The organism is Intrasporangium chromatireducens Q5-1 (assembly GCF_000576575.1).
Taxonomy (GTDB): domain Bacteria; phylum Actinomycetota; class Actinomycetes; order Actinomycetales; family Dermatophilaceae; genus Intrasporangium_A; species Intrasporangium_A chromatireducens.
Genome location: NZ_AWQS01000028.1, coordinates 1 through 25,106 on the forward strand (window position 1 = coordinate 1; position 25,106 = coordinate 25,106).

General features: G+C 71.6%; 23 protein-coding genes. 15 read left to right on the plus strand and 8 right to left on the minus strand.

Annotated features, from left to right (window positions below):
• Positions 1–55: 55 nt before the first annotated feature.
• Positions 56–1,000 (minus strand): hypothetical protein, encoded by a 945-nt coding sequence (locus tag N864_RS05555; RefSeq protein ID WP_034714400.1) that lies wholly within the window; start codon positions 998–1,000, stop codon positions 56–58.
• A gap of 71 nt (positions 1,001–1,071) precedes the next feature.
• On the opposite strand from N864_RS05555, the gene hemW reads away from it, so the two are divergent.
• The 3 genes from hemW (at position 1,072) to N864_RS05570 (ending at position 5,503) form a co-directional block, all read left to right on the plus strand.
• Entirely contained in the window at positions 1,072–2,298 is a 1,227-nt protein-coding gene (gene hemW / locus N864_RS05560; protein ID WP_034714401.1) for a radical SAM family heme chaperone HemW, read from the plus strand.
• Between the two features lie 28 nt (positions 2,299–2,326).
• The gene (locus N864_RS05565; RefSeq protein WP_034714402.1) at positions 2,327–3,721 is read left to right on the plus strand and encodes an aldehyde dehydrogenase family protein; all 1,395 of its coding nucleotides are present in this window, start codon (positions 2,327–2,329) and stop codon (positions 3,719–3,721) included.
• Between the two features lie 123 nt (positions 3,722–3,844).
• On the plus strand, positions 3,845–5,503 hold the full coding sequence (locus N864_RS05570) for a CHAP domain-containing protein (RefSeq protein ID WP_162164506.1): 1,659 nt from the start codon (positions 3,845–3,847) through the stop codon (positions 5,501–5,503).
• Between the two features lie 24 nt (positions 5,504–5,527).
• Here N864_RS05570 and N864_RS05575 read toward each other — a convergent pair whose 3' ends face one another.
• Positions 5,528–6,418, minus strand: coding sequence for a DUF3097 domain-containing protein (locus tag N864_RS05575; RefSeq protein ID WP_051518231.1), 891 nt, complete (start codon positions 6,416–6,418; stop codon positions 5,528–5,530).
• A gap of 218 nt (positions 6,419–6,636) precedes the next feature.
• Here N864_RS05575 and hrcA point away from each other — a divergent pair, with 218 nt between their 5' ends.
• The 3 genes from hrcA to N864_RS05590 are packed head-to-tail and all read left to right on the plus strand — an operon-like array spanning position 6,637 to position 9,580.
• The gene (gene hrcA, locus N864_RS05580; protein WP_034714405.1) at positions 6,637–7,680 is read left to right on the plus strand and encodes a heat-inducible transcriptional repressor HrcA; all 1,044 of its coding nucleotides are present in this window, start codon (positions 6,637–6,639) and stop codon (positions 7,678–7,680) included.
• A gap of 18 nt (positions 7,681–7,698) precedes the next feature.
• The gene (gene dnaJ / locus N864_RS05585; RefSeq protein WP_034714407.1) at positions 7,699–8,829 is read left to right on the plus strand and encodes a molecular chaperone DnaJ; all 1,131 of its coding nucleotides are present in this window, start codon (positions 7,699–7,701) and stop codon (positions 8,827–8,829) included.
• A gap of 7 nt (positions 8,830–8,836) precedes the next feature.
• Positions 8,837–9,580, plus strand: a complete 744-nt coding sequence (locus N864_RS05590) for a 16S rRNA (uracil(1498)-N(3))-methyltransferase (RefSeq protein WP_034714409.1) — start codon at positions 8,837–8,839, stop codon at positions 9,578–9,580.
• Between the two features lie 118 nt (positions 9,581–9,698).
• On the opposite strand, the gene N864_RS05595 is transcribed toward N864_RS05590, so the two are convergent.
• Together N864_RS05595 and N864_RS05600 are read right to left on the minus strand one after the other, a co-directional pair.
• On the minus strand, positions 9,699–10,871 hold the full coding sequence (locus tag N864_RS05595; RefSeq protein ID WP_034714411.1) for a Gmad2 immunoglobulin-like domain-containing protein: 1,173 nt from the start codon (positions 10,869–10,871) through the stop codon (positions 9,699–9,701).
• Positions 10,868–11,407: a SigE family RNA polymerase sigma factor gene (locus tag N864_RS05600; protein ID WP_034714419.1), complete on the minus strand. Its 540-nt coding sequence runs from the start codon at positions 11,405–11,407 to the stop codon at positions 10,868–10,870. Before N864_RS05600 ends, N864_RS05595 begins: the two co-directional genes overlap by 4 nt.
• A gap of 104 nt (positions 11,408–11,511) precedes the next feature.
• On the opposite strand from N864_RS05600, the gene N864_RS05605 reads away from it, so the two are divergent.
• The 4 genes from N864_RS05605 to era are packed head-to-tail and all read left to right on the plus strand — an operon-like array spanning position 11,512 to position 15,306.
• Positions 11,512–12,546, plus strand: a complete 1,035-nt coding sequence (locus tag N864_RS05605) for a PhoH family protein (RefSeq protein ID WP_034714421.1) — start codon at positions 11,512–11,514, stop codon at positions 12,544–12,546.
• Entirely contained in the window at positions 12,543–13,010 is a 468-nt protein-coding gene (gene ybeY, locus N864_RS05610) for an rRNA maturation RNase YbeY (RefSeq protein ID WP_034714423.1), read from the plus strand. Before N864_RS05605 ends, ybeY begins: the two co-directional genes overlap by 4 nt.
• Before the next feature lie 9 nt (positions 13,011–13,019).
• Positions 13,020–14,324 (plus strand): hemolysin family protein, encoded by a 1,305-nt coding sequence (locus N864_RS05615; protein WP_034714425.1) that lies wholly within the window; start codon positions 13,020–13,022, stop codon positions 14,322–14,324.
• Entirely contained in the window at positions 14,314–15,306 is a 993-nt protein-coding gene (era, locus tag N864_RS05620; RefSeq protein ID WP_240474222.1) for a GTPase Era, read from the plus strand. Before N864_RS05615 ends, era begins: the two co-directional genes overlap by 11 nt.
• Before the next feature lie 4 nt (positions 15,307–15,310).
• On the opposite strand, the gene N864_RS05625 is transcribed toward era, so the two are convergent.
• Together N864_RS05625 and N864_RS05630 are read right to left on the minus strand one after the other, a co-directional pair.
• Positions 15,311–16,093: a hypothetical protein gene (locus N864_RS05625; protein ID WP_155892826.1), complete on the minus strand. Its 783-nt coding sequence runs from the start codon at positions 16,091–16,093 to the stop codon at positions 15,311–15,313.
• Between the two features lie 65 nt (positions 16,094–16,158).
• Positions 16,159–17,127, minus strand: coding sequence for a DMT family transporter (locus N864_RS05630; protein WP_162164507.1), 969 nt, complete (start codon positions 17,125–17,127; stop codon positions 16,159–16,161).
• 70 nt (positions 17,128–17,197) lie between these two features.
• On the opposite strand from N864_RS05630, the gene N864_RS05635 reads away from it, so the two are divergent.
• The 3 genes from N864_RS05635 to N864_RS05645 all read left to right on the plus strand — a co-directional run bounded on the left by N864_RS05635 (position 17,198) and on the right by N864_RS05645 (position 21,841).
• Positions 17,198–18,142, plus strand: coding sequence for a LysR family transcriptional regulator (locus N864_RS05635; RefSeq protein ID WP_034714429.1), 945 nt, complete (start codon positions 17,198–17,200; stop codon positions 18,140–18,142).
• 218 nt (positions 18,143–18,360) lie between these two features.
• Positions 18,361–20,115, plus strand: coding sequence for a 2-isopropylmalate synthase (gene leuA, locus N864_RS05640; protein WP_034714431.1), 1,755 nt, complete (start codon positions 18,361–18,363; stop codon positions 20,113–20,115).
• A 139-nt stretch (positions 20,116–20,254) separates the two neighbouring features.
• Positions 20,255–21,841: a glycosyltransferase family 39 protein gene (locus N864_RS05645; protein WP_051518233.1), complete on the plus strand. Its 1,587-nt coding sequence runs from the start codon at positions 20,255–20,257 to the stop codon at positions 21,839–21,841.
• 4 nt (positions 21,842–21,845) lie between these two features.
• Here N864_RS05645 and N864_RS05650 read toward each other — a convergent pair whose 3' ends face one another.
• Both N864_RS05650 and N864_RS05655 read right to left on the minus strand, forming a co-directional pair.
• The gene (locus N864_RS05650; RefSeq protein ID WP_034714433.1) at positions 21,846–22,670 is read right to left on the minus strand and encodes a maleylpyruvate isomerase N-terminal domain-containing protein; all 825 of its coding nucleotides are present in this window, start codon (positions 22,668–22,670) and stop codon (positions 21,846–21,848) included.
• Between the two features lie 8 nt (positions 22,671–22,678).
• Entirely contained in the window at positions 22,679–23,329 is a 651-nt protein-coding gene (locus N864_RS05655) for an alpha-ketoglutarate-dependent dioxygenase AlkB (protein ID WP_034714435.1), read from the minus strand.
• Between the two features lie 105 nt (positions 23,330–23,434).
• Between N864_RS05655 and recO the strand changes: the two genes are divergently transcribed.
• Together recO and N864_RS05665 are read left to right on the plus strand one after the other, a co-directional pair.
• The gene (gene recO / locus N864_RS05660) at positions 23,435–24,163 is read left to right on the plus strand and encodes a DNA repair protein RecO (RefSeq protein ID WP_034714437.1); all 729 of its coding nucleotides are present in this window, start codon (positions 23,435–23,437) and stop codon (positions 24,161–24,163) included.
• Positions 24,164–24,227: 64 nt separating this feature from the next.
• The gene (locus N864_RS05665; protein WP_034714438.1) at positions 24,228–25,001 is read left to right on the plus strand and encodes an isoprenyl transferase; all 774 of its coding nucleotides are present in this window, start codon (positions 24,228–24,230) and stop codon (positions 24,999–25,001) included.
• Positions 25,002–25,106: the final 105 nt, after the last annotated feature.

The following is a 25,106-nucleotide window of genomic DNA, read 5'->3' on the forward strand; positions in this document are numbered from 1 at the left end:
ATGGGCTCCGGCTGAGCCAAGCGGCGAGGACCCGACCGAGCGTCGGACACACGGGTCAGCCGCGGAGGTCGATGACCTGGCCGAGCTGGCGGTCGTCGGCGGCACGGGCCACCGCCTCTCCGACGATGAGGTCGGCCAGGGCGGTGCCCAGGTTCTGGCACACGATCCGGCCGGCCGGTCGGTCGCCGTCGAGCAGGTCGCCGTCCCAGACGGTGGCCGGGGGGTAGTCGCCGAGCTTGCCGGCGAGGCGGGAGGCCTCGAACTGGTCGCGGTCGTCGGCGGCCAGCAGCGCCGTCGCGGCGATGGCGGGGCCGACGGAGCTGGCGTAGTCGATGGGGAGCAGGAGCGTGTCCGCCCCGAGGTCTGCCGCGTCGAGGTGCGCCCCCTCGATCCCGATGGACAGCCCGGTGATGACGACGCCGGCGCCGCGCACGGCCTCGGCGGGTGCCCCGACGAGCCGGAGGTCGACCGACGGGACGTGCCGGGCGGCCCAGGCAGCCAGTTCCTCACGTGCCTCGGCGCGGCGGGCGTAGACGACGACGTCCGTGCGCCCGAGCGCCTCGAGCATCATCAGGTGCGACCGCGCCTGGGCCCCCGCGCCGGTGTAGGCAACATGTCCCTGGGCGGGCGCCAACGCGCGCAGGCACGCGCCGCTCACGGCCGCCGTCCGCCGGGCGGTCACCTCGCCGGCCGCGATGAGGTGGGTCGGCACGCCGGTCTGCCCGTCGTTGAGGACGAGGACGCCCGAGGCGGTCGGCAGGCCGAGGGCGGCATTGGTCGGGAAGAGGGTGATCCACTTGTTGCCGACCAGCCCGCGCTCCGGCCACGTCGCCGACATGCCGTTGGCGAACGAGTCCTGAGGCCCCGCATGGACCGTGTGCTTCGGGGGCACGTCGCCCTCACCGCGCGCCAGCGCGCGCAGGGCGTCGGCGACGAGGTCGATCGTCGTGAGGGGGTCAGGGGCAAGAGCGACGACATCGGCATCGGTCAGGACTCGCATGGCGCTCAACCTATCCAGCGGGCGCGCCCGCCCCGGGACCAGCCCGAGTGACGGGCTGGGATGATGGGGGCGTGCCCTCCGCCCTGCCCGACGGCGACCCCGCGCCCGCCGACGGCTCCCTTCCCGAGTCCGCCCTCGACGCGCTGAGCGGGGCGTCGTTCGGCTTCTACGTGCACGTCCCGTTCTGCCGGGTGCGGTGCGGCTACTGCGACTTCAACACGTACACGATCCCGGAGCTCGGCCTGCACGGTGCCAGCGTCGACACCTACGCCGAGGCGGCGATCGCCGAGCTCGACCTCGCGGCCACGGTGCTGGGGGAGCGCACGCCCGAGGTGTCGACGGTCTTCGTCGGTGGCGGCACCCCGACGATGCTGAGGCCGGCCGACCTCGTGAGGATCGTGAGCGGCATACAGGAGCGGTTTGGCCTCCGCCCCGACGCCGAGGTCACCACCGAGGCGAACCCCGACTCGGTGACCCCCGAGTCGCTCGCCGCCCTCGCGGCGGGCGGCTTCACCCGGGTCAGCCTCGGGATGCAGTCGGCGGTCCCACACGTGCTGCACACCCTGGAGCGCACCCACGACCCCGCCAACGTCGCGCGCGCCGTCGCGGGGGCTCGCGCCGCCGGCCTGCAGGTCAGCGTCGATCTCATCTACGGCACGCCGGGGGAGTCCCTCGACGACTGGCGCCGCAGCCTCGAGGCGGCCATCGACCTCGAGCCCGACCACATCTCGGCCTACGCCCTCGTCGTCGAGGAGGGCACCAAGCTGGCGGCGCAGGTGCGGCGCGGCGACGTGGCGGCGCCCGACGACGATGACGAGGCCGACAAGTACGAGCTCGCCGACGCGCTGCTGACCCAGGCCGGGCTCGGCTGGTACGAGGTGAGCAACTGGGCCCGCTCCCGGGACGCGTGGTGCCGACACAACCTCGCCTACTGGAACGGCGGCAACTGGTGGGGGGTCGGCCCGGGTGCCCACAGCCATGTCGGCGGGGTGCGCTGGTGGAACGTCAAGCACCCCAACGCGTATGCCGCTCGGCTGGCTTCCGGCGCGTCCCCGGCGCACGCGCGAGAGACCCTCGACGAGGAGCAGCGCTACGACGAGCGGGTCCTGCTCGGCTCGCGGATCGTCGACGGGCTCCCCGTCACCGACCTGCGACCCGCCGGACGAGAGGCGGTGGCCGGGCTCGTCGCGGACGGCCTCGTCGAGGGGCCGGCCGCGGTCCGCGACCGGCGGCTCGTGCTCACCCGGCGGGGGCGCCTGCTGGCCGACACCGTCGTGCACCGGTTGCTGTCGAGCTGACCCGACCGCGATGCAGCACAATGACCGCATGGCGACGGACATCGCGGGGCTGGTCGACGAGCTCAGGGCCACCTTCGGGCGGGGTGTCACCAAGCCTTACGCCTGGCGGGTCGCCCAGCTCGAGGCGCTGCACCGCATGCTGCTCGACAACGACGAGCTGCTCGCCCGCGCCCTCGCCGAGGACCTCGGCAAGCATGCAGTCGAGTCGTGGGTCACCGAGATCGGCTTCGTCGCCAACGAGATCGACCACCTGCTGCGCCACCTGCGGGAGTGGCTGCGCCCGCGTCGAGCGGCCGTCCCGCTCTTCCTCCAGCCGGCCAGGGCGCGGCTCATCCGCGAGCCCCTCGGCGTCGTTCTGGTCATCGCCCCGTGGAACTATCCCCTCCAACTGTCGCTCGCCCCGGTCGCCGGTGCCCTCGCGGCCGGCAACGCCGTCGTCCTCTCACCGAGCGAGCACGCGCCGGCCACGTCCCGGACGCTCGCCCAGCTGCTCCCCGCCTATGTCGACACGTCCGCCGTCCGGGTCGTCGAGGGTGGCGTCCCGGAGACGACGGCCCTGCTCGAGCAGCGCTGGGACCACATCTTCTACACGGGCGGCGCCCACGTCGGTCGCATCGTGCTGGAGGCCGCAGCCAAGCACCTGACCCCCGTCACCCTCGAACTCGGCGGCAAGTCGCCGACGTTCGTCGACGAGGACGCAGACCTGCAGGTCGCCGCTCGTCGGCTCGTCTGGGCCAAGTTCACGAATGCCGGACAGACCTGTGTGGCACCGGACTACGTGCTCGGCACCCGAGGAGTCCTCGACGAGCTGAAACCGTTGCTGGAGAAGGCGATCCGTGACTTCCACTCTCCAGACCCCTCCGAGTCCGAGACCTACGGCCGGATCGTCAACGACCGGCACTTCGAACGCGTCTCGGCTCTGATCGCGCCGCACCGGGTGGCGGTGGGCGGCAGGGTGGATGCCGCCACCCGCTACATCGAGCCGACGATCCTCGACGGGGTCGAGGCGGCGGACGCGGTGATGCAGGAGGAGATCTTCGGGCCGGTCCTGCCGCTCGTCGCCGTGTCGGGGGTCCGAGAGGCGATCGAGTTCATCACCGCTCGGGACAAGCCGCTCGCGCTCTACGTCTTCACCGGCAACGAGGAGACGAAGCGCCGGTTCCTCACCGGCACGTCGTCCGGCGCCGTCAGCTTCAACCTGCCGATGGCGCACCTGGCCGTGCCCACCCTGCCCTTCGGCGGCGTCGGCGCGAGCGGCATGGGCAGCTACCACGGGGAGGCGTCCATCGACGTCTTCTCGCACACCAAGCCGGTCCTCGACGCCCCGACCCGCCCGGACCTCGTGGCGGTCGTCTACCCGCCCTTCACGTCACTGCGACGCGAGCTGATCCGCCGGTTCGTGGCACCGCGCCGCCGCCGCTGACCACTCCCGCGGGGCCCTGAGTCGCATCTGACAGATGTGATGGGTGGGAAACGCCTTCAACCGTGCCCAGATTGCCCTATCTTCAACACGGTTTGTGTCAAGGCGCCGCGCGGGAGAGGGCCCATGAAATTGAAGAGTCGTGATCATCGGCGCGGCGTTGTCTCCACGGTGCTGCTCGCCATCGGGGTCCTCGTCGCGGGGCTGATGGCCAACGTCCCGGCTGCCAGGGCGGCCGAGTGGATCGTCCTCTGCACGGGCTATGACGGATGTGCCGCCGCGGGCTACCCGAACGCGGGCTACCTGGCGGTCAGCTCGACGAGCTACTGGTCCCAGTACACCGGGCACAACTGCACGAACTACGTCGCCTACCGGATGGTCAAGAACGGCATGCCGACTGCACGACCTGCGTCGCTGTCGGGCAACGCGTCGAACTGGGGCCCGTCCTTCCCGATGGAGACCACAGCGAACCCGGCAGTGGGATCGATCGCCTGGTGGGACACGTCCTTCTCCACCTCCGGTCACGTCGCCTACGTCGAGCGGGTCGTCTCGTCGACGGAGATCATCATCTCCGAGGACAACTGGGGTGGTGACTTCCGCTGGCGCCGCGTCACCCTCGGGGGCGGGCTGTGGCCCAAGGGGTTCATCCACCTCAAGGACCAGGGGCCGACCGTCGCGGCGCCGGCGCGCACCTTCCAGCTGGCCAAGCCGGCGCGCATCCTCGACACCCGCACCGGACTGGCGGCCGCCAAGGCGCCGGTGCCCGCCGGTGGCGCACTGACCGTGCCGGTGTCCGGCCGGGCGGGCCTGCCGAGCACCGGCGTCGGCACCGTGCTGCTCAACATCAACGCGACGGCCCCGGCGGCCGCCGGCTACCTCACCGTCCACGCCTCCGGCACGACGCAGCCCAACAGCCGGGAGCTGTCCTACGGAGCCGGTGTCACCGTCACCAAGCTCGTCGCGGCGCGCGTCGGCGCCGACGGCAAGGTGCGGATCTACACCTCGGCGCGCACCGACCTGTCCGCCGACGTGGTCGGCTGGTCGCCCGTCGGCGGCTACGTCTCCGGCGGTGCGGCGGTGCGGGTCCTGGACACACGCACCGGACTCGCGGCGCCGAAGGCTCGGTTGGCCGCCGGTGGGACCCTGAACCTCGTCGTGACCGGCAAGGCGGGGGTCCCGACGTCCGGGGCCGGGTCGGTCCTGCTCGACGTCTCGGCCAGCGCGCCGAGCACGGGCGGGTGGCTGACCACGTGGCCGACCGGGGCCGCCCGGCCGGGCGCGCCGCAGGTGCGCTACGAGACGGCCCGGGCCAGCACCGGGCTGGTCCAGGCGAGGATCGGCACCGGCGGGGCGGTCAGCGTCCACTCGACCGCCCAGACTGACGTCATGGTCGACATCGTGGGCTGGTTGCCGACGACGGGCGACCAGGTCGCGGTGACCCCGGCCCGCATCCTCGACAGCGAGACCGGGCTGGCCATCACGAAGGGCCGGGTCGCGGCCGGTGCCGCCCCACTCGTCAAGGTGGCCGGTCGAGCCGGGGTCCCGACGAGCGGGGTCAAGGCGGTCGTCGCCACGGTCACGGCCGTCGCGCCGACGGCGGCCGGCTACCTGACCGCCTACCCGAGCGGGACCACCGAGCCGGCCTACGCGTCGGTGAAGTACGCCCCGGGGCAGACCGTCGTCAACACGGTCGTCATCCCGCTCGGAGCGGACGGATCCATCCGAGTGCGAGCCGGCTCAGCGGCATACCTCAAGGTCGACGTCCTCGGGTACGTCCGCGCCTGAGGGGCCCCTCGTGAGGGCGACGGCTCACGTCGTCGGCGCCGTCACGAAGTCGATCAGCTCCTCGACGCTGGCGAGCAGCGCCGGCTCCAGGTCGGCGTAGGTGCGGACCCGGCCGAGGATCCGCTTCCAGGCCAGCGCGATGTCGGCCTGGGACGCGTGGGGCCAGCCGAGCGCAGCGCAGATCCCGTGCTTCCACGACGTGCCCCGGGGGATGACCGGCCACTGCTGCCAGCCGAGGCGCTCGGGCCGGACCGACTGCCAGACGTCGACGAAGGGGTGGCCCAGGACGAGGACGTGGTCGGCGAGCCCCGGCAGGGACCGCGCCTGCTCGACGATGCGGGACTCCTTCGTCCCCGGGACGAGGTGGTCGACGAGGACGCCGAGCCGCCGGCCGGGGCCGGGCTGGAACTGCGCGATGATCCCGGCGAGGTCGTCGACGCCGTCCATCATCTCGACGACCACCCCCTCGATGCGCAGGTCGTCGCCCCACACCTTCTCGACGAGCTCGGCGTCGTGCCGCCCCTCCACATAGATCCGCGAGCCGCTCGCGACCTTGGCGCGCGCATCGTGCACGGCGACGGACCCGCTGGCGGTGCGGGACTGCGCCTGCCGCGCGGCCGCCAGCGCCGTGGCGGCGGCAGCGACCGGCCGCGTCAGCGCGACCGGCTTGCCGTCGATGAGGAAGCCGGGCCCGAGCGGGAAGGCCTTTGTCCGTCCCCGCCGGTCCTCCAGGTGCACGACGTGCATCCCGCCGGCCTTCTCGACGCGCACGACGGCCCCGACCCAGCCGGTCTCGACCTCCTCGACGACGAGGCCTGGCTCCGCGGCGACGTCGACGGAGCGCCCACCCTTCGGGGCGCGCCAGTCGCCGGAGAGGACGTCAGAGCCGTAGCGGTCGATCGGAGGCACGATCAGAGAGGGTATGCCGCTCAGCGGGCCAGGTCTCGGACCGCCACGCGGGTGCCCGGTGCGGTCGGGCCCGGTGCCCGGCGGGGTCGGGCCCGGCCGGGAAGGAGCGTGCGCGTGTCAGTGTTGTGGCGGAAACGTCGTAGACTTGGCACTCGGGACCAGAGAGTGCCAGCACCGGACCATGCGCCCGGGCGGTGCCCAGACGACCGAGAGGAGGCAGGACCATGTCCGAGGACCGGCGACTCCACGTCCTCCGGGCCATCGTGCAGGACTACGTCCAGACCTCAGAACCGGTCGGCTCCAAGGCGCTCGTCGAGCGGCACCAACTCGGCGTCTCCGCCGCGACGGTGCGCAACGACATGGCGCTGCTCGAGGAGGAGGGGCTGATCCACGCCCCGCACACCTCGGCCGGGCGGGTCCCGACGGACCTCGGCTACCGCGTCTTCGTCGACCGGCTCAGCGAGATCAAGCCCCTGAGCCGCGGTGAGCGCACCGCGATCACCCAGTTCCTCCACGGCGCCGTCGACCTCGACGACATCGTCGACCGGACGGTGCGCCTCCTCGCATCGTTGACGCGTCAGGTCGCGGTCGTGCAGTACCCCTCGCTGACCCGGTCGACCGTGCGACACATCGAGCTGGTCCCGGTCGGGGGCCCGCGCGTCATGGTCGTCCTCATCGTCAACACCGGCCGGGTCGAGCAGCGGATCGTCGACACGGGCCGCGACCTGACGACGGTCGACGGCGAGGCGCTCGTCGCGAGGGTTCGCACGCGCATCAACGACGTCGCGGCCGGCGTCCCGTTCCGGGTCGCCGCGACGTCGTTGCGCACGCTCGTCGAGGAGTTCCCCGAGGGGGACCGGCACGTCATCGAGTCGGTCGTCACGGCCCTCGAGGAGGCGCTCGTCGAGGAGCGGGAGGAGCGGGTCGTCCTCGCCGGGCAGGCCAACCTGGCCCGGTCGCGGGGTGACTTCCCCCGGTCGATCGGACCGATCCTCGAGGCGCTCGAGGAACATGTCGTGCTGCTCCGCCTCCTCGGCGAGCTGAGCGAGGACCCCGAGGTCGTCTCCGTCCGGATCGGTCACGAGAACCCGGTGTCCGGGCTCCAGTCGACCTCGCTCGTGTCGGTTGGGTACGGGACGGGCAACGAGCGGGTCGCCAGCCTCGGCGTGCTCGGCCCGACACGGATGGACTACCCCACGACGATGGCCGCGGTGCGCGCCGTGGCCCGCTACGTCTCCGACATCCTCGGGGACCCACGCAGCAACTGAACCAGAAGGACCACTTGCTTGAACGACTACTACGCCGTCCTCGGTGTCTCGCGCAGCGCGAGCCAGGAGGAGATCAAGAAGGCCTACCGTCGCCTCGCCCGCAAGCTGCACCCGGACGTCAATCCGGGTGCCGAGGCGGAGGAGGAGTTCAAGCGCGTCTCGCAGGCCTACGACGTCCTGTCCGACCCTGAGAAGCGCCGTGCCTTCGACCACGGCGCCGACCCCTACGCGGCGGCCGGGCAGGGTGGCTTCGCCGGCGCGGGCTTCTCGTTCAGCGACGTCATGGACGCCTTCTTCGGTGCCGGCGCGGGGGCAGGCGCACGGGGGCCGCGCAGCCGCGTCCAGCGCGGTCAGGACGCCCTGGTCCGGCTCGACATCGACCTGGCCAAGGCCGTCTTCGGCTCCGAGGAGGAGCTGACCCTCGACACCGCCATCGGGTGCCGCCGGTGCGGCGGCGACGGCGCCGAGCCCGGCACCGGCCGCCAGACCTGCCCCGTCTGTGGCGGCAGCGGTGAGGTCCAGCAGATCCAGCGCAGCTTCCTCGGCCAGGTCATGACCTCGCGCCCCTGCGTCGCCTGCCAGGGCTACGGGTCCACGCTGACGGACCCCTGCCGCGACTGCTCCGGCGACGGCCGGGTCCGCACCCGGCGCACCCTCAAGCTGAAGGTGCCGGGCGGTGTCGACACCGGCACCCGCATCCAGCTGGCTGGGGAGGGCGAGGTCGGCCACGGCAATGGCCCGGCGGGCGACATCTACGTCGAGATCCGCGTCCAGCCCCATGACACGTTCAGCCGGCGCGGCGATGACCTGCACGTGACCGTCGAGCTGCCCATGGCCACGGCCGCGCTCGGCTCGACCCTGAAGCTGTCCACCTTCGACGGGATGCAGGACATCGACTTCCGCCCGGGCACCCAGCCGGGCGACGTCGTGACCCTGCGGGGCCTCGGGGTGACCCACCTGCAGCGAGGCGGTCGGGGCGACCTCAGGGTGCACGCCAACGTGACGACCCCGACCCACCTGACGGAGGAGCAGGAGCTGCTGCTCCAGCAGTTCGCCGCCCTTCGCGGCGAGGACCGGCCCGACGGCCGCGCCCACCCGGTCGACAAGGGTCTCTTCGGCAAGCTGCGCGACGCCCTCAAGGGCGAGTGAGCCGCGGGTGACCCACCAGCTCTTCCTCGGTCCTGCCGAGGTGGTGGCGTCCGCCGAGGTCGGCGGCTCGGTGCTGCTCGACGGCGACGAGGGGCGGCACGCCGCGACGGTGGTGCGGGTCCGGCCGGGTGAGCGCTTCTACGTGGCCGACGGGGCTGGCCGGCGCCTGCTCGTCGAGGCCGACGACGTCCAGAAGGCGGCGGTGCGGGCACGGGTGCTCGAGGTGACCGAGGAGCCGGCCGCCGAGCCGCGGTTCGTTCTCGTCCAGGCCCTCGCGAAGGGCGACCGCGACGAGCAGGCGATCGAGGCGGCCACCGAGCTGGGCGTCGACGAGGTCGTGCCGTGGCAGGCGGAACGCTCCGTCGTCGTGTGGCGCGGCGAGCGCGCGCGGAAGTCCCTGGCCAAGTGGCGCGCTGTCGTGACCCGCGCGACGAAGCAGTCCCGTCGGTCCCGTATGCCGCTCACTTCGGACCCCGTCGACCTGGCCGCTCTCGTGCGGCGGGTCGCGCAGAACGGGCTGACCCTCGTCCTGCACGAGGATGCGACCGAGCCGCTGGCGCAGGTCCGGCTGCCCGAGTCCGGAGACGTCCTGCTCGTCGTGGGGCCCGAGGGCGGCATCAGCGACCGGGAGCTCGCCGCGCTGACCGACGCGGGGGCCCGGCCGGTGCGGCTGGGCTCGACGATTTTGCGCGCCTCGTCGGCCGGGCCCGCTGCCCTCGCGGTGCTGAGCGCCGGGTCCCGTTGGGCCTGATCCCCTGACGGGTACTGGCCTCTCGTCGGTTGCTGGCCCTTCGTCGGTCGGTGGCCTCTCGACGGTTGCAGACGTCGAAAGGCCAGCAACCGACGCTACGAGGTGAGCGGCATACCGCTTACTTGACGGTGAAGGGCCTCGTCGCCATCGCGGAGACGGACCCGTCCTTCATGCTCGTCTCGAAGACTGTCACGACGTAGTCACCGGCGGGCAGCGGGTCGGTCGTGAACGAGTAGGCGCCGCGGGCCGGTGCGGAGACCGCCGCCGTGGTGTGGCCCGTGGCGATCGTCGTGCCGGACTTGGCGATCTTCCACTGGACGTTGGCCTCGTTGGTGCTCGCGACGCCCGTGACCGTCACCGCGCCGGCCGGCACGACCTCGCCCCGGCTGGGCGAGTCGATCCACAGGGGAGACAGGACCTCCCACACGGCCATCTCGTCGGTGGGCCGGGTGTACGCCTTGTCGGTCGTGAGGTCGCCGGCGAGGGCGGTGGAGCCATCGGCGAGGGTGAAGTGGACGGGCAGGTTGCCCTTGCCCACGGCGGCCTGCGCGGTCCACACCAGCTGGTCGACGGCGACCTGGCCCTGGCCGGCGTCGAGTCCCCGGGCGCCGGTCGACAGGGACACGTCGATCCGGTCCGCCTTGACGGTGACCTGCTCGACCTGGACCCCCTGCCACAGGGGCTGGTACGCGGCGCCGGACGGGCCGCCGGCGACGGCCTGCTCGAGCGCAGCCGTGGCCTTGGCGCCGGCGTCGCCCGGCGCGGCGACCTGGGCCGGCCCGAACTCGCGGAAGAGGACGAGCTGGGTCGAGCCGTCGGTGCGGGGGCCGGCGTAGTAGACCGGAAGGCTCACGGTCTGGGCGGGCACGGGCGCAGAGCCGGACCCGGTGGTCGAGGCCGAGGTGGACATCGTCTCGGTGCCCGAGCTCGTGGCCGTGCCACTCGTCGCGCTCGGCTGCGACGTCGTCGTCGGCGAGGCGGCCGGGGGGGCCGTGGAGGTCGGGCGGTTCGCGACCCAGACGCCGCCCGCGATGACGGCCGCCAGTGCGGCCGCGGCGACAGGGAGCAACCAACGGTGACGGCCCGACTCGACCGGGTCGGTCGCGGCATCGGTCAGCTGCGACCCGTGCGCCTCGGCCAGGATCGAGTCCAGGCGGTCGTGGGGCCGGATCGACCCGGCTTCCCGGTGCAGCTCGCCCCGGAGCGTCTCCTCGACAGGCTGCAGGCCGGCGCCGATGACGACGGTGTCGTCCTCGGGACGGCGGCCCTCGTTGCGGTCATCAGTGCTCATCGCTGCTCCATCGTGGCTCGGAGGGTCGTGAGGGCCCGGTGGGCGTGCGCCTTGACCGAGCCGGGGGAGATGTCGAGGGCCCGGGCGATCTGGGCCTCGGAGAGGTCTTCGTAGTAACGGAGCACGAGCACCTCGCGCTGTCGCTGGGGGAGCTCGCCGAGGGCTTCGAGCATCGTGCGCCGCTCGGATGCGGCCAGCACGACGGTCTCCGCACTGTCATGGCTGCCTCGGCCAGGGGCGTCCGCGGCGGCTGCGTCGGCCCGGTTCTGGCGGTCGACGACGACCGCGTGGCGCTGCAGGGACCGGCACTGGTTGACCACGGCGGTCTGCAGGTAGCCCAGCACCCGCCCCGAGTCGCGGATGGCGTCCCACCGACGATGCGTGGCGACGAACGCGTCCTGGACCGCGTCCTCGGCGAGAGACTGGTCCCGCACCAGGAGCCAGGCCAGCCGGACCAGCCGGGTCCAGTGAGCGGCATACAGCTGCGTGATCGCGTGGTCGGCGTCGTCCAGGCCCGGCGGCCGTGCGGTAGGCATGCCCAACGTTCTCACGACGTGGTGACGCCCCACGGGACCCTCCGGTTGACCCCAGGGAGTGTGAACCGGGTCACCGTCGGTCCGTCCCCGTAGACTGGGCGCAAATGAACGACGCCGATTCCGTGAGTTCCGACGCCCAGGCCCAGCCAGTCCTCACCCGGGAGATCCCGCCGCCCACCGACATGGTGACGCTCCTCGGGCCGCGGGACGAGTTCCTCCGCACGCTCGAGCGGCAGTTCCCCACGGTCGACACCCACGTCCGCGGCAACGAGATGAGCTTCAGCGGACCGGCCGGGGAGCTCGAGCTCATCGACGAGCTGCTCGACGAGCTGCTCGCCATCATCACGACGGGGCAGCCGCTCAACCGTGACGCGGTCGAGCGGTCGATCGGCATGCTGCGGGGGCAGACGAAGGAGCGCCCGGCCGACGTGCTGACGATGAACATCGTCAGCAGCCGGGGTCGCACGATCCGGCCCAAGACGCTCGGACAGAAGCGCTACGTCGACGCGATCGACGAGCACACGATCGTGTTCGGCATCGGACCGGCCGGCACGGGCAAGACCTACCTCGCCATGGCGAAGGCGGTCGCGGCCCTGCAGGCCAAGCAGGTCAACCGCATCATCCTGACCCGGCCGGCGGTCGAGGCGGGGGAGCGGCTGGGGTTCTTGCCCGGCACGCTCAACGACAAGATCGACCCCTATCTGCGGCCGCTCTACGACGCGCTGCACGACATGATCTCGCCCGAGACGATCCCGCGGCTGATGGCCTCCGGCACGATCGAGGTCGCGCCCCTGGCCTACATGCGTGGCAGAACGCTAAATGATGCGTTCATCATCCTCGACGAGGCCCAGAACACCTCCGGGGAGCAGATGAAGATGTTCCTGACCCGCCTCGGCTTCGGGTCGCGGATGGTCGTGACGGGTGACGTGACGCAGGTGGACCTGCCCGGCGGCACCCGCTCGGGCCTGAACGAGGTGCGGCACATCCTCGAGGGCATCGAGGACGTCCACTTCGCGGAGCTCACGTCGGTCGACGTCGTGCGCCACCGCCTCGTCAGCGAGATCGTCGACGCCTACGACCGCAACGACGCTCGCCTGCGTCGACGACGCAAGCAGGGCGAGCAGGAGGGACGCCGATGAGCGTCGACGTCCTCAACGAGACCGACTTCGCCGTCGACGAGCTCGAGCTGCTGGACTGTGCCCGCTACGTCATGGACCAGATGCGCGTGCACGCCGAGGCCGACCTGTGCATCACCCTCGTCGACGAGGCCGCGATGGAGACCCTGCACGTGCAGTGGATGGACCTTCCCGGCCCGACCGACGTCATGAGCTTCCCGATGGACGAGCTGCGACCGGGCATCGACGGTGAGGAGCCGACCGAGGGCAACCTCGGGGACGTCGTGCTGTGCCCGACCGTCGCCGCACGGCAGGCCCGCGAGGCGGGGCATGCGCCCATCGAGGAGATGCTCCTGCTCACGACGCACGGCATCCTGCACCTGCTCGGCTACGACCACGCCGAGCCGGACGAGGAGCGCGAGATGTTCGAGCTGCAGCGCCAGCTGCTCCTCACCTTCCTCGCCACCCGCAACCGGCCCACCAGCTGACCGCCGCGCATGCTGCCCAAGCTCGTCATCCCGGCCGTGATCAGCATCGTGGTCGCCTTCGCCCTGTCCACCTCCGAGGCGGCGCTCTTCCGGATGTCCCGGGTGCGCGCCCAGGAGCTGTTCGACGAGGGCCGGGCCGGCTCGAAGTCGCTGATGCGGGTCGTGGCCGACACGCCCGTCCACCTGTCGGTCATCGCCTTCCTGCGCGTCGTCGCCGAGGCGACGACGGCTGTCCTGGTCACCCTGGCTGTCGCGACGTGGCTCGAGAGCATCTGGCAGGCGGGCCTGGTGGCCATCGCAATCATGGCCGTGGTGTCCTTCGTCGTCGTCGGGGTCTCGCCGCGCACCCTCGGTCGCCAGCACTTCGACACGGTCGCCCTCTGGAGTGCCCCGGTCGCAGCGGCCCTGCGCACCGTCCTGGGTCCCGTCGCGCGCGGGTTCGTGGCGCTTGGCAACGCCGTGACGCCGGGGCGCAGCTACGCGGACGGCCCCTTCCAGACCGAGGCGGAGCTTCGGGACCTGCTCGACCGGGCCGGGGAGAGCGAGGTCATCGAGGCCGACGAGCGGGAGATGATCCACTCCGTCTTCGAGCTCGGCGACACGGTGGCCCGCGCCGTCATGGTGCCGCGCACCGACATGGTGACCCTCGAGCACACGAAGACGCTGCGTAGCGCGATGTCGCTCTTCCTGCGCAGCGGCTTCTCCAGGATCCCGGTGGTGGGGGAGGACTCCGACGACGTGCGGGGGCTGCTCTACTTCAAGGACGTCGCCCGCCGGCTCAACGCTGCTCCCGAGGACGCCAAGCAGCCGGCGACCGAGGTGATGCGACCCATGCACTTCGTGCCCGAGAGCAAGCCCGTCGACGACCTGCTGCGCGAGATGCAGCAGGAGCAGAACCACTTCGCGATCGTCGTCGACGAGTACGGCGGCACCGCCGGCCTCGTCACCATCGAGGACATCATCGAGGAGATCGTCGGCGAGATCGCCGACGAGCACGACCGTGAGGCGCCCGGTCCCGAGCGGCTCGAGGACGGCACCATCCGCGTGCCGGCGTCGATGGACATCGACGACCTCGCCGAGCTCTTCGACGTGCACATCGACGAGGAGGACGTCGACACGGTGGGTGGCCTGCTGACCAAGGCAATCGGCCGGGTGCCCATCGTCGGCTCGAGCGGTGCAGTCGCCGGCCTCGTCCTCACCGCCGAGCGAATGGCCGGCCGCCGGCACCGGGTGGCCACCGTCATCGTCCAGCGAGCCGATCCCGAGGTGGTCGGGGAGCTCGTCAGCGCCAAGGAGGAAGCCCATGGGCACTGACTCGACGGGCCAGGCCCGTGAAAGCTCGCCTCTCGTGACGGGAGGGGTCCCGTCCGGTCAGCCGACCGGCCAGTCCGCCTACCGGGCCGGGTTCGCGTGCCTCGTAGGACGCCCCAACGCCGGCAAGTCGACCCTGACCAACGCCCTGGTGGGCCAGAAGGTCGCGATCACGTCGTCCAAGCCGCAGACGACCCGGCACACGATCCGGGGCATCGCGACCACGGACCGCGCGCAGTTGATCCTCGTCGACACTCCCGGCCTGCACAAGCCGCGCACCCTGCTCGGAGAACGGCTCAACGACCTCGTGCGTGAGACGCTCCTCGAGGTCGACGTCATCGGCTTCTGCCTGCCTGCGGACCAGCGGATCGGCCCTGGTGACACCTTCATCGCCAAGGACCTGGCCGAGCTGCGCACGGTGCGCCGCCGGCCCGTCGTCGCCCTTGCCACCAAGACCGACCTGGTCGACCGCGAGCGGCTCGCCGAGCACCTCATCGCCATCGACCGGCTCGGCGACTGGGACGCGATCGTGCCGGTGTCCGCGGTCTCGGGCGAGCAGGTCGCCGAGGTGCGCGACATCCTCTCGTCGTACCTGCCCGAGTCGCCGCAGCTGTACCCCGACGGGGTGCTCACCGACGAGCCGGAGGCCGTGATGATCGCCGAGCTCGTCCGCGAGGCCGCGCTCGAAGGCGTCCGGGACGAGCTGCCCCACTCCCTGGCAGTCGTGGTCGAGGAGATGGTCCCGCGTGAGGACCGCCCCGCCGACAGCCCTCTGCTCGACGTGCGGGTCAACGTCTACGTCGAGCGGCCGAGCCAGAAGGCGATCGTCATCGGCCGCGGCGGCTCACGGCTGCGTGAGGTCGGCACCAACGCCAGGCGAGGGATCGAGGCACTGCTGGGCCAGAAGGTCTTCCTCGACCTTCACGTCAAGGTCGCCAAGGACTGGCAGCGCGACCCCAAACAGCTGCAGCGACTCGGCTTCTGACTCGTCACGTCGTCGTGACCGGCCCGCTCAGCTGCTGGCTCGTCGTGACCGTCACGTCGGTGCCGGACATCGCCGCCGTGAACTGGGCGGTGCCGGCGGCCTGCTTGAAGGACACGCTGATCGAGGTGGGGGAGGACTGGCGCTGGGTCACCGACCAGCCCCCCTCGGGGGCGACGTTGGTCAGCTTCAGCTGGGATCCGGAGCTGATGAAGTCCACGGAGCCCGCGGCGCCCACCGGGTAGGAGCCGTCCGCCGCCTTGGCAACGGTCTTCTGCTTCGTGATCTGCATCGTCGAGCCCGACAGCTGGACCTGGAAGGTCCACTTCGTGCCGAGCGGCGCGCCGAAGACCACCTCGATCGCGTCGGGTTGGGTGGTGGGCGGCTGGGCCTGCTGCCAGCCCGATGCGGGTGTCGCGGCCAACAGCTGGAGCTGGCCCTGGCGCACGGCGAACTGGACCTGGCCCGCGTCGCCGACGTCCCAGGTCCCGGTGCGTACCTCGGTGACGCCCGCGGCCTGCGAGCCGGACGAGGGCTGGGTCGACCCGCCGGATCCGCCCGACCCACTCGGGCCCGACGAGGACGGTGTCGTGCTGCCACCGCCACCCCCGCCGCTCTGCTGGGCCGGTCCGCTGCCGGTCGGTGGCTCCGGGACCACCGGTCCGGCCTGGGTCCCCGTCGCGGACGGGGTGCCGATCATCTCGTCACCGAAGCCGAGACCGCACCCACCAAGGAGCGCAGCAACTGCGACTGCCCCGGCCGCGGCGGGCAGCATCCCTTTCAATGTCATCTGTGGCCTTCCTCCAGGTCCGTCCACGCGCGCACGGAGGAGGGCCCGTGACCGTGGGGGCTGCTTCAGGAAGCCAAACCCACGGCGCTGGGAGTTTCCTGCACGTCGGGATGTCGGGTCTGCGCGAGCAGGTCGACCGCCGGCCGTCGCGGCCTGAGCTGCAGGATGACGATGCCGACGAGGATGACCGCCCCACCGGCGATCTGGGCCAGCGTCATCCGCTCCCCGTAGACCGCTGCCACGGCCCCCGCCGTGACGAGCGGCTCGATGCTGGAGAGGATCCCGGCCCGGGACGGCTCGATCCGGACCAGGCCCTGGAGATGCAACGTCATGGCGAGCAACGTGCCGACCGCGATGTAGGCGAGCACCCACCCGTAGACCGCCGGACCGGCTCCCAGGGAGAGCGGGGAGCCGCTCACCAGGGCGACGACGAGGACCGAGGTGAACGCAGAGGTCGTGACGATGGCCATGAGCAGCACGACGTCCGCCTCCGCCGGCAGTGAGGAGGCGACGATCGTGTAGAGCGCGTAGGTGACCGCCGCGGTGAGGGCGAGCCCGACGCCGAGACGGGAGACCGTCGCCAGCCCGCCGAGGCCGACCAGCAGGAGCATCCCGGCCGCTGAGCAGCCGAGCGCGGCCAGTGTCCGACGGGTCGGTGACTGTCGGCGCGTGAGGAAACCGATGACGGTGATGATCGCGGGGTAGGTGTAGACGAGCAGCGTCGCGAGGCCGGCGTCCATGACCGCGATCGCGCCGAAGTAGGTGAGGGCCTGCACCGCGAAGCCGACCGACCCCATCCCGATGGCCGTCAGGACGACGCGACGCGCCAGCCACGCCGGCCGTCGGAGCGAAACCATGCCCCAGAAGGCCAGCGCACCGATGGCGAAGCGCCACACGGTGAGGGTCTGGACGCTGACCCCGAGAACGTAGGCCCCCTTGGCGAACACGACGGACAGTGCATAGCAGGCAGCGGCGGCCATGACGAGGAGCGCGCCGCGCGGATCGGTCCGCGCCACGCCGTACGGGTGACTCACGACCAGAAGGTATGCCGTCCAGCCCCCATCGCGGTATCCTCCCTTTCCTCTGGGATCCATAGGAGAAGCCTTGACCACGCTGCACCAGCTCCGGTGCTTCCTCGCCGCCTATGAGTCGGGCTCGCTCACCGCTGCTGCGACTCGTCTCGGGCACGCCCAGCCGTCCGTGTCCGAGCAGGTGCGCGTCCTCGAGCGGTCCCTGGGCGCCCGGCTGTTCCAGCGGGTCGGTCGCGGCCTGCTCCCCACGGAGGCGGCCCACGAGCTGCGCCCCCATGCCGAGCAGGCCCTCGCCGCGGTGAGCGCCGGACAGCAGGCGGTCCGGTCGGTCAACGAGGTCGAGACGGGGACGATCCGCTTCGGCGTCTTCGGTGCCTCCCGGATCTACCTGTCGGGTGCGGTCGTTCTCGAGGTGCTCCAGCGGCATCCGGGCGTGCGGGTCGAGCTCGTCGGCCGGCACACGACCGACGTGCTCGAGCAGCTGCGTCGGGGCCAGCTCGAGGCGGCCCTCGTCTCGCTGCCGGTCGACGATCCCAACCTCGAGGTCAACCCGCTGATCCGGGACGAGCTCGTCTACGCCAGTGCGCACGCCGACCGCCTGTCCCAGCCAGTCACCGGCCCGCGGCTCGGTGCGGCACCGCTCGTCCTCCCGTGGGCGAGCTGGGCGCAGATCGACACGACCCGGAGCCAGCTCGCCACCATGGTCGAGGCGACCGGTCGGACCCTGCAGACGCGCGTCGAGGTCGAGGACGTCGAGACCGCACTCGAGGTGGCCGAGTCGGGGGAGGCCGACACCGTCCTGGGCCTCGGGATGCTCCACCTGCTCGCCGACCGTCTGTCGCCGGACCTGGGCTGGGTGCCGCTGCGTCCGAAGGTGTTCGACCGGTTCGCGATCGTGCACCGGACCGGGGCCGTCCTGTCGCCGGCGACGGCACTCATGGTCGACGTCGTGTCCGCTCGGATGCGCGCAGTGGCGCGTGGTGCCGACCGGCTCGGGCGGGTCCGCGCGCTGCGCTGAGGCGCAGCAGCCGGTGCAGGCACCGGCTCGGCGCGGTCTCAGGATCCGGGAGCACGGCCGGACCGTTTGGACGTGGCGGCGGAAGCGGCATACCTTTGCTGGCATGCGTTCGGCGCAGCTCCTCCTTCGCTGCCGCGGCGAGGCCTGATCCCCGGCCCTCCTCGTCGCGGAGTTCGCCGTGTCCGGCCGGACACCTCCAGCGACGAGAGAGCAGCGCGATGATTCACCCCCAGCAGCCGAGCGGGATGCCGTTCCGCAAGTACCAGCCGTTCCACGAGCAGATCGTCGTCGACCTGCCCGACCGCACGTGGCCCGACAAACGGATCGAGAAGGCGCCCCGCTGGTGCGCGGTCGACCTGCGCGACGGCAACCAGGCCCTCATCGACCCGATGAACTCCGAGCGCAAGCTGCGGATGTTCAAGATGCTCGTCAAGATGGGCTACAAGGAGATCGAGGTCGGCTTCCCGTCGGCGAGCCAGACCGACTACGACTTCGTCCGTGAGCTCATCGAGGGCGGCCACATCCCCGACGACGTGACGATCCAGGTGCTCACCCAGTGCCGCGACCACCTCGTCGAGCGCACCTACGACGCCATCCGGGGCGCCAAGCAGGCCATCGTGCACTTCTACAACTCGACGTCCGTCCTGCAGCGCCGCGTCGTCTTCGGGCTGGACCAGGACGGCATCATCGACATCGCCGTGCAGGGCGCGCGGCTCTGCAAGAAGCTCGAGGAGCTGATCCCCGAGACGACGATCTACTACGAGTACTCGCCGGAGTCCTACACCGGCACCGAGCTCGACTTCGCGGTGCGGATCTGCAACGAGGTCATCGACGTCATCGACCCGACGCCGGACCACAAGATGATCATCAACCTGCCGGCCACGGTGGAGATGATCACCCCGAACGTCTACGCCGACTCCATCGAGTGGATGGTGCGCCACCTCGACCGGCGTGAGTCGGTCGTCGTCTCGCTCCACCCGCACAACGACCGTGGCGAGGGCGTGGCCGCGGCCGAGCTGGGCTACCTGGCCGGGGCCGACCGCATCGAGGGCTGCCTCTTCGGCAACGGCGAGCGGACCGGCAACGTCGACCTCGTCACGCTCGGCATGAACATGTTCAGCCAGGGCGTCGACCCGCAGATCGACTTCTCCAACATCGACGAGATCCGCCGGACCGTCGAGCACTGCAACCAGCTTCCCGTCGGTGAACGGCACCCCTGGGGTGGCGACCTCGTGTTCACCGCCTTCTCCGGCTCCCACCAGGACGCCATCAAGAAGGGCTTCGAGGCGATGGAGCGCGAGGCCACCGAGAGCGGCAAGGGCATCGACGAGCTCATCTGGGGCGTTCCGTACCTGCCCATCGACCCCCATGATGTGGGGCGCAGCTACGAGGCCGTCGTCCGGGTCAACAGCCAGTCCGGCAAGGGCGGCGTCGCCTACATCATGAAGAGCGAGCACCAGCTGGACCTCCCGCGCCGGCTGCAGATCGAGTTCTCCGGCGTCGTCCAGCACGGTGTCGACCAGGACGGCGGCGAGGTGTCGCCGGCCGAGCTGTGGTCCACGTTCAAGGACGAGTACCTGCCGGACCCCGAGTCGCGGTGGGGCCGCTTCGAGCTGATCAACGTCAACGTCGACTCGCCCGTCGACGGCAACACGACGATCGAGGCCGTCCTGCGGGACGGTGGCTCGGAGGTGACCGTCAAGGGCACGGGCAACGGCCCGATCGCGGCGTTCATCGATGCGGGCAGCCGGATCGAGGGCGCCCCGGTCGATGTCAGGGTCCTCGACTACGCCGAGCACGCGCTCTCCGCCGGTGGCGACTCGCTCGCGGCGGCCTACGTCGAGTGCGCCGTGGGTGACCGGGTGCTCTGGGGCGTCGGGATCGACCCGTCGATCGTCACCGCCTCGCTCAAGGCGATCGTCTCCGCGGTGAACCGGGCCGAGCGCGACGGCGTCGTCGTCGGCGAGCGCTGATCCCGCGGCGACAGCAGAGCCACCTGCCACCCCGTCGAGTGGGTGCGACGTCGCGCGACGTCGCATCCACTCGGCGGGTTGAGACGGTTTGCAGCCGGTGCTGGGGGAAGTCCGAGTTCGCTGTGGCACGATGCGCCGTGTGAGAGAGGCGGTCGGGACGGCGGTGCTCCGCATCGTCGGCGCCGTGACGCTCGTCGGTGGCGTGGCGATGGTCGTCGTGCCGCGGCCGGTCCTCACGCCGCTCAACCACACGATCGTCGTGCCCACCTGCATCGTCGCGCTCGGCCTCGTGTTCCTCCTGCGGCTGCCGCAACGGCTCCGGGCGATGCTGGCCTCGCGGTGGACCGGGCCGGTCCTCGCCGTCCTCGGCGGCGGCGTCGGCGCCTTCGTCGGCGAGCTGCTGCACTTCCCGTACGGCTGGGACGCGAGCGTGGTGATGGGCCTGGCTCGCCGCATCCACGCCGGGTTGCCCGTCACGCCGGGGGAGTACCACTACCTGTCGGAGTACCCGAACAACCTGCCCCTGCTGGCGATCGACCGGGTCGCGGCGGCAGCGGGTGCTCGGTTGGGGGTGACGCCGGACTCGCTCCTCATCGGGCTCAATGCGGTGGCGCTGCTGGCCTCGATCTGGCTGGCGCACAGCGTGGTTCGCCGCTGCGCCGGCCCGGTGCCGGCCGCTGCGGCAGCCCTGCTCATCACCGGATTCGTCGGGCTCTCGCCCTGGATGGCGGTCCCGTACACCGACATCTTCGCCATGCCGTTCACGATCGCTGCCGTCGGCCTCGCCGGTCTCGCCTGGTCCAACCGCGGCGCACGCCGGTGGTGGGCGTGGGGGGCGGCGGTCGTTGCCGGTGCCGCGGCCTACGTCATCAAGACCACCCCGGGCGTCCTCGTCGTCGCCGGGGTCCTCGTCATCCTGCTCAGCCTGCTGCCGAGCAGGCGGCGGGTCGACGACGACGGTCCGACCAAGCCCGCCGGTCGGCGGGTCCTGCGGACGCTCGCCGCCGCCGGCCTCACCGTGCTGGCCTTCGTCGGCAGTGCTGCCGGCATCACGACGGTGGCCCGTCACGCGACGGGAGCAGACCTGAGCCGAGTCCACACCTCTGTGTCGGCCCCGATCATCTGGTGGGTCGCCAACGGGATGATCGAGATCCCGGCCAAGGACTACATCTCCTACGGCGGCTTCAGCCGAACCATGGTCAACGCCATCAAAGGCCGGACCCAGGCCGAGATGAAGGCGTACTCGACCCAGTTCATCAAGGCCCAGTGGGAGACGCGCGGCGTGACGGGGATGGCCGCGTTCTACGCCAACAAGGCCGTCTGGAACTTCAACGACGGGATGTTCTCGGCGTGGGGCGAGGGCGGCGACGCGAAGCGGAAGCCCTACGCCGACACCCCCGTCGCCGCGACGCTCATGGAGTTCAACGGGTTCCACGGTCGTTACTACGAGAGCCGGGCCAGCATCACCGAAGGAGTCTGGGCCGCGGTCGTGCTGGTGGCCGGCTTCGGGCTGCTACGCGCCCCGTTCCGCCGGGACCTGCTCATGCTCGCGCTGTCGGTCCTCGGCATCGGGACCTTCATCCTGATCTTCCAGGGACGGTCCCGCTACCTGCTCACCTTCGCCCCCGTCATCATCGCCCTCTCGTGCGCCGTCCTGCCCTGGGCTCGAGCCGGTCTCGTGCCGTGGACGCGCGAACGGGGCGTCAGGGGCAGGGCGCAGGCGTAGGAAGTCAGTCGATGGCGTTGCCGACCACGGCGTCGACCTGGGCCAGCGCCTGCTCGTCACCGGTGCGGGTGATCTCGCCGATCACGGGACGGTCCCAGAGCCACGCGTCGAGGTCCCCGGCGACGCCGCACACCTCGGCCGCCGCCTCGGCCGGCCCGTCGAGGACGAGGAAGCGCTGCACGTCCCAGGTGTCGCCATCGGCGTCGGTGCCCGTGACGCGGACCGGCGTCACGGTCCAGGTGTGGAACCCGTCGACGAGGGCGATGGTGACCGCCGGGCCGGTGGGGGTGGCGGAGAACCCCGGCTCCGGCTCGAAGCCGCGCATGATCCGCAGTGCCTCGTCGACGCCGTCCGCGGCGAGGCGGCAGTCGACCGGCGCCCGGTCGGCGCCGGCGGTCAGCTCCGCGTCGATCCGGTGGATCAGCGCCTCGTGCGCCTGACGGCGCGCGATGTATGCCGCTGAGTGGTCGTCCGCCCACATCCACAGCTCGGTCTCGGGCGGGGTGTCCGACAGCTGCTGCGCCAACCGGTGGCTGGCCCGGTCGAACAGCTCGAGCAGGGCCGCCCGCTCGGCGGGCCGCTCCGGCTTGGCGGCCTCGACGGCTGCGAGCGCCGTCCGGTGCGTGATCCGCTGCTCGACGATCTCGCCCCAGAACCACTGCACCTCGGTCAGGTGCCACAGCAGGTCGTCGGTGTGCCAGTCGGGACACGTCGGCACCTGCGCCCCGGCGTCCGCCTCGGCGAGCACCGCCCGGAACCGGGCCGACTCCTGGCGGAGGTGGTCGATGAACGGCAGCGAGCCGTCCTCACGGGGCGAGCTGAGCGGCATACCTGCTCCTATCTGACTCCAGCGACGCGAAACTGCACGGAGATGCGGGGCCCGACCGGCTCGGTCGTCTTGGGGATCGCGTGGTCCCAGGTGCGCTGGCACGAACCGCCCATCACGACGAGGTCACCATGGGCGAGCGGGAAGCGCAAGCTCTTTTGGCTCGAGCCCGGGATCGAGCCGCCGTCGCGCGGCCTGAGGGTCAGGGTGCGAGCGGATCCGAGGGACAGGATCGCGATGATGGTGTCGAGGTCCTTGGAGCGGCCGATGCGGTCGCCGTGCCAGGCGACGCTGTCGCGGCCGTCGCGGTAGAGGCACAGGCCGGCCGTCGCGAAGGGCTCGCCGAGCTCGGCGCGGTAGTGGGCGCTGAGGGCGTCGCGAGCCGCGCCGAGCATGGGGTGGGGGAGCCGCTCGCCGGCGCCGTAGAACTTCGTCAGGCGCGGCACGTCGACGATCGAGTCGTACATCTTGCGCCGCTCCGCGTGCCAGGGCACGTCGTGCAGCAGTGCGGCGAAGAGGTCGTCCCCGGCGGCGAGCCAGCCGGGGCGCACCTCGACCCAGGCGCCCATGCCGATCACCGTGCGCCGCAGGCCCGGGGCCAGGTCGCACAGCGTCATCTCGTCGGTGAGGTCGAGCAAGGAGCCTTGGAGAGCGACGTCCATGGCGTCGAGCCTACCCCACGGATCGAACAGATGTTCCATCACGCTGCGGACAGCTCCGGGCGTGCCCCGTGCTGATGGCGTGCCGCACCGGAGGACAATGGCACCATGCCGCTCTATCGTGACGAGGCCATCGTGCTGCGCACCCACAAGCTGGGCGAGGCCGATCGCATCATCACGATGCTGACGCGCGGCCGCGGTCGGGTGCGGGCCGTCGCCAAGGGGGTGCGGCGCACGAAGTCACGCTTCGGCTCGCGGCTCGAGCCGGGGATGGTCGTCGACGTCCAGTGCTACGAGGGGCGCAACCTCGACACGGTGACGCAGGTGGAGACCCTCGCTCCGTACGGCGACGCCATCGCCCGGGACTACACCAGCTACACGGCGGCCACGGCGATGCTCGAGACGGCGCTCCAGCTCGCGGAGGACCTCGAGCCGCAGACGCAGCAGTTCCTGCTGCTCGCGGGTGCGCTGCGCTCGCTGGCCGAGCGCAACCACGACCCCGGCCTCGTCCTCGACGCCTACCTCGTGCGGGCGGTCGCCGTGGCCGGCTGGGCACCGAGCTTCCACGACTGCGCCAAGTGTGGGGCACCCGGTCCGCACCGTGCGTTCAACGTGCAGGCGGGCGGAGCAGTCTGCTCCGTATGCCGCCCACCGGGCTCGAGCGCCCCAGCCCCCGAGACCTTCGGGCTGCTCTCGGCGCTGCTGTCGGGCGACTGGGAGGTCGCGGCCGCGAGTGACCCACGCCATCGACGGCAGGCGAGTGGCCTCGTGGCGGCGTTCGTCCAGTGGCATCTCGAGCGAGGCGTCCGCTCGCTGCGTCTCGTCGACCGCGGCTGAGGCTCGTGCACGCACCCCGTAGTCTGAGGCGCCGATCGGTGTCCCGTCGAGCGACCGGAGAACGATGACCCAGCCCTTTGCCCATCCGAGCGGTGCCCGGCCACCGGTGATTCCGGCCGAGATCCTGCCGCGCCACGTCGCGATCGTCATGGACGGCAACGGCCGCTGGGCCAACGCCCGGGGACTGCCGCGGACCAAGGGCCACGAGGCGGGAGAGTCGTCGCTGCTCGACGTCGTCGCCGGGGCGATCGAGGTCGGCGTGACGCACCTGTCCGCCTACGCCTTCTCCACGGAGAACTGGCGCCGCTCGCCGGAGGAGGTCCGCTTCCTCATGGGCTTCAACCGTGACGTCATCCGCCGCCGGCGCGACCAGCTGCACGAGTGGGGAGTGCGGATGCGCTGGGTCGGCCGGACCCCGCGGCTGTGGCGCTCGGTCATCAAGGAGCTCGAGGTCGCCCAGGAGCTGACCAAACACAACGCCGGGCTCACCCTCTACTTCTGTGTCAACTACGGCGGCCGGGCCGAGATCGCCGATGCGGTCCGACGGATAGCGGACGAGGTGAAGGCCGGCCGGCTGCGCCCGGGGTCGATCGACGAGCGGACCATCAAGCGGCACCTCGACGAGCCGGACATGCCGGACGTCGACCTGTTCGTCCGCTCGTCGGGTGAGCAGCGCACGAGCAACTTCCTGCTGTGGCAGTCCGCCTACGCCGAGATGGTCTTCCAGAACCGGCTCTGGCCCGACTACGACCGGCGCGACCTGTGGGCCGCCATCGAGGAGTACGCCGCTCGCGACCGCCGCTACGGCGGGGCCGTCGACGCCGTGCCGCAGCCCTAGTCAGGCCTCGCTCACCGGGGAGGCGCCGCCGCATACTGGGTACGAGGGAGGGGCGGACCGGAGCGGTGGGCCACCGCGTCGGCAGCGAGCAGACCTGGCTCCAGC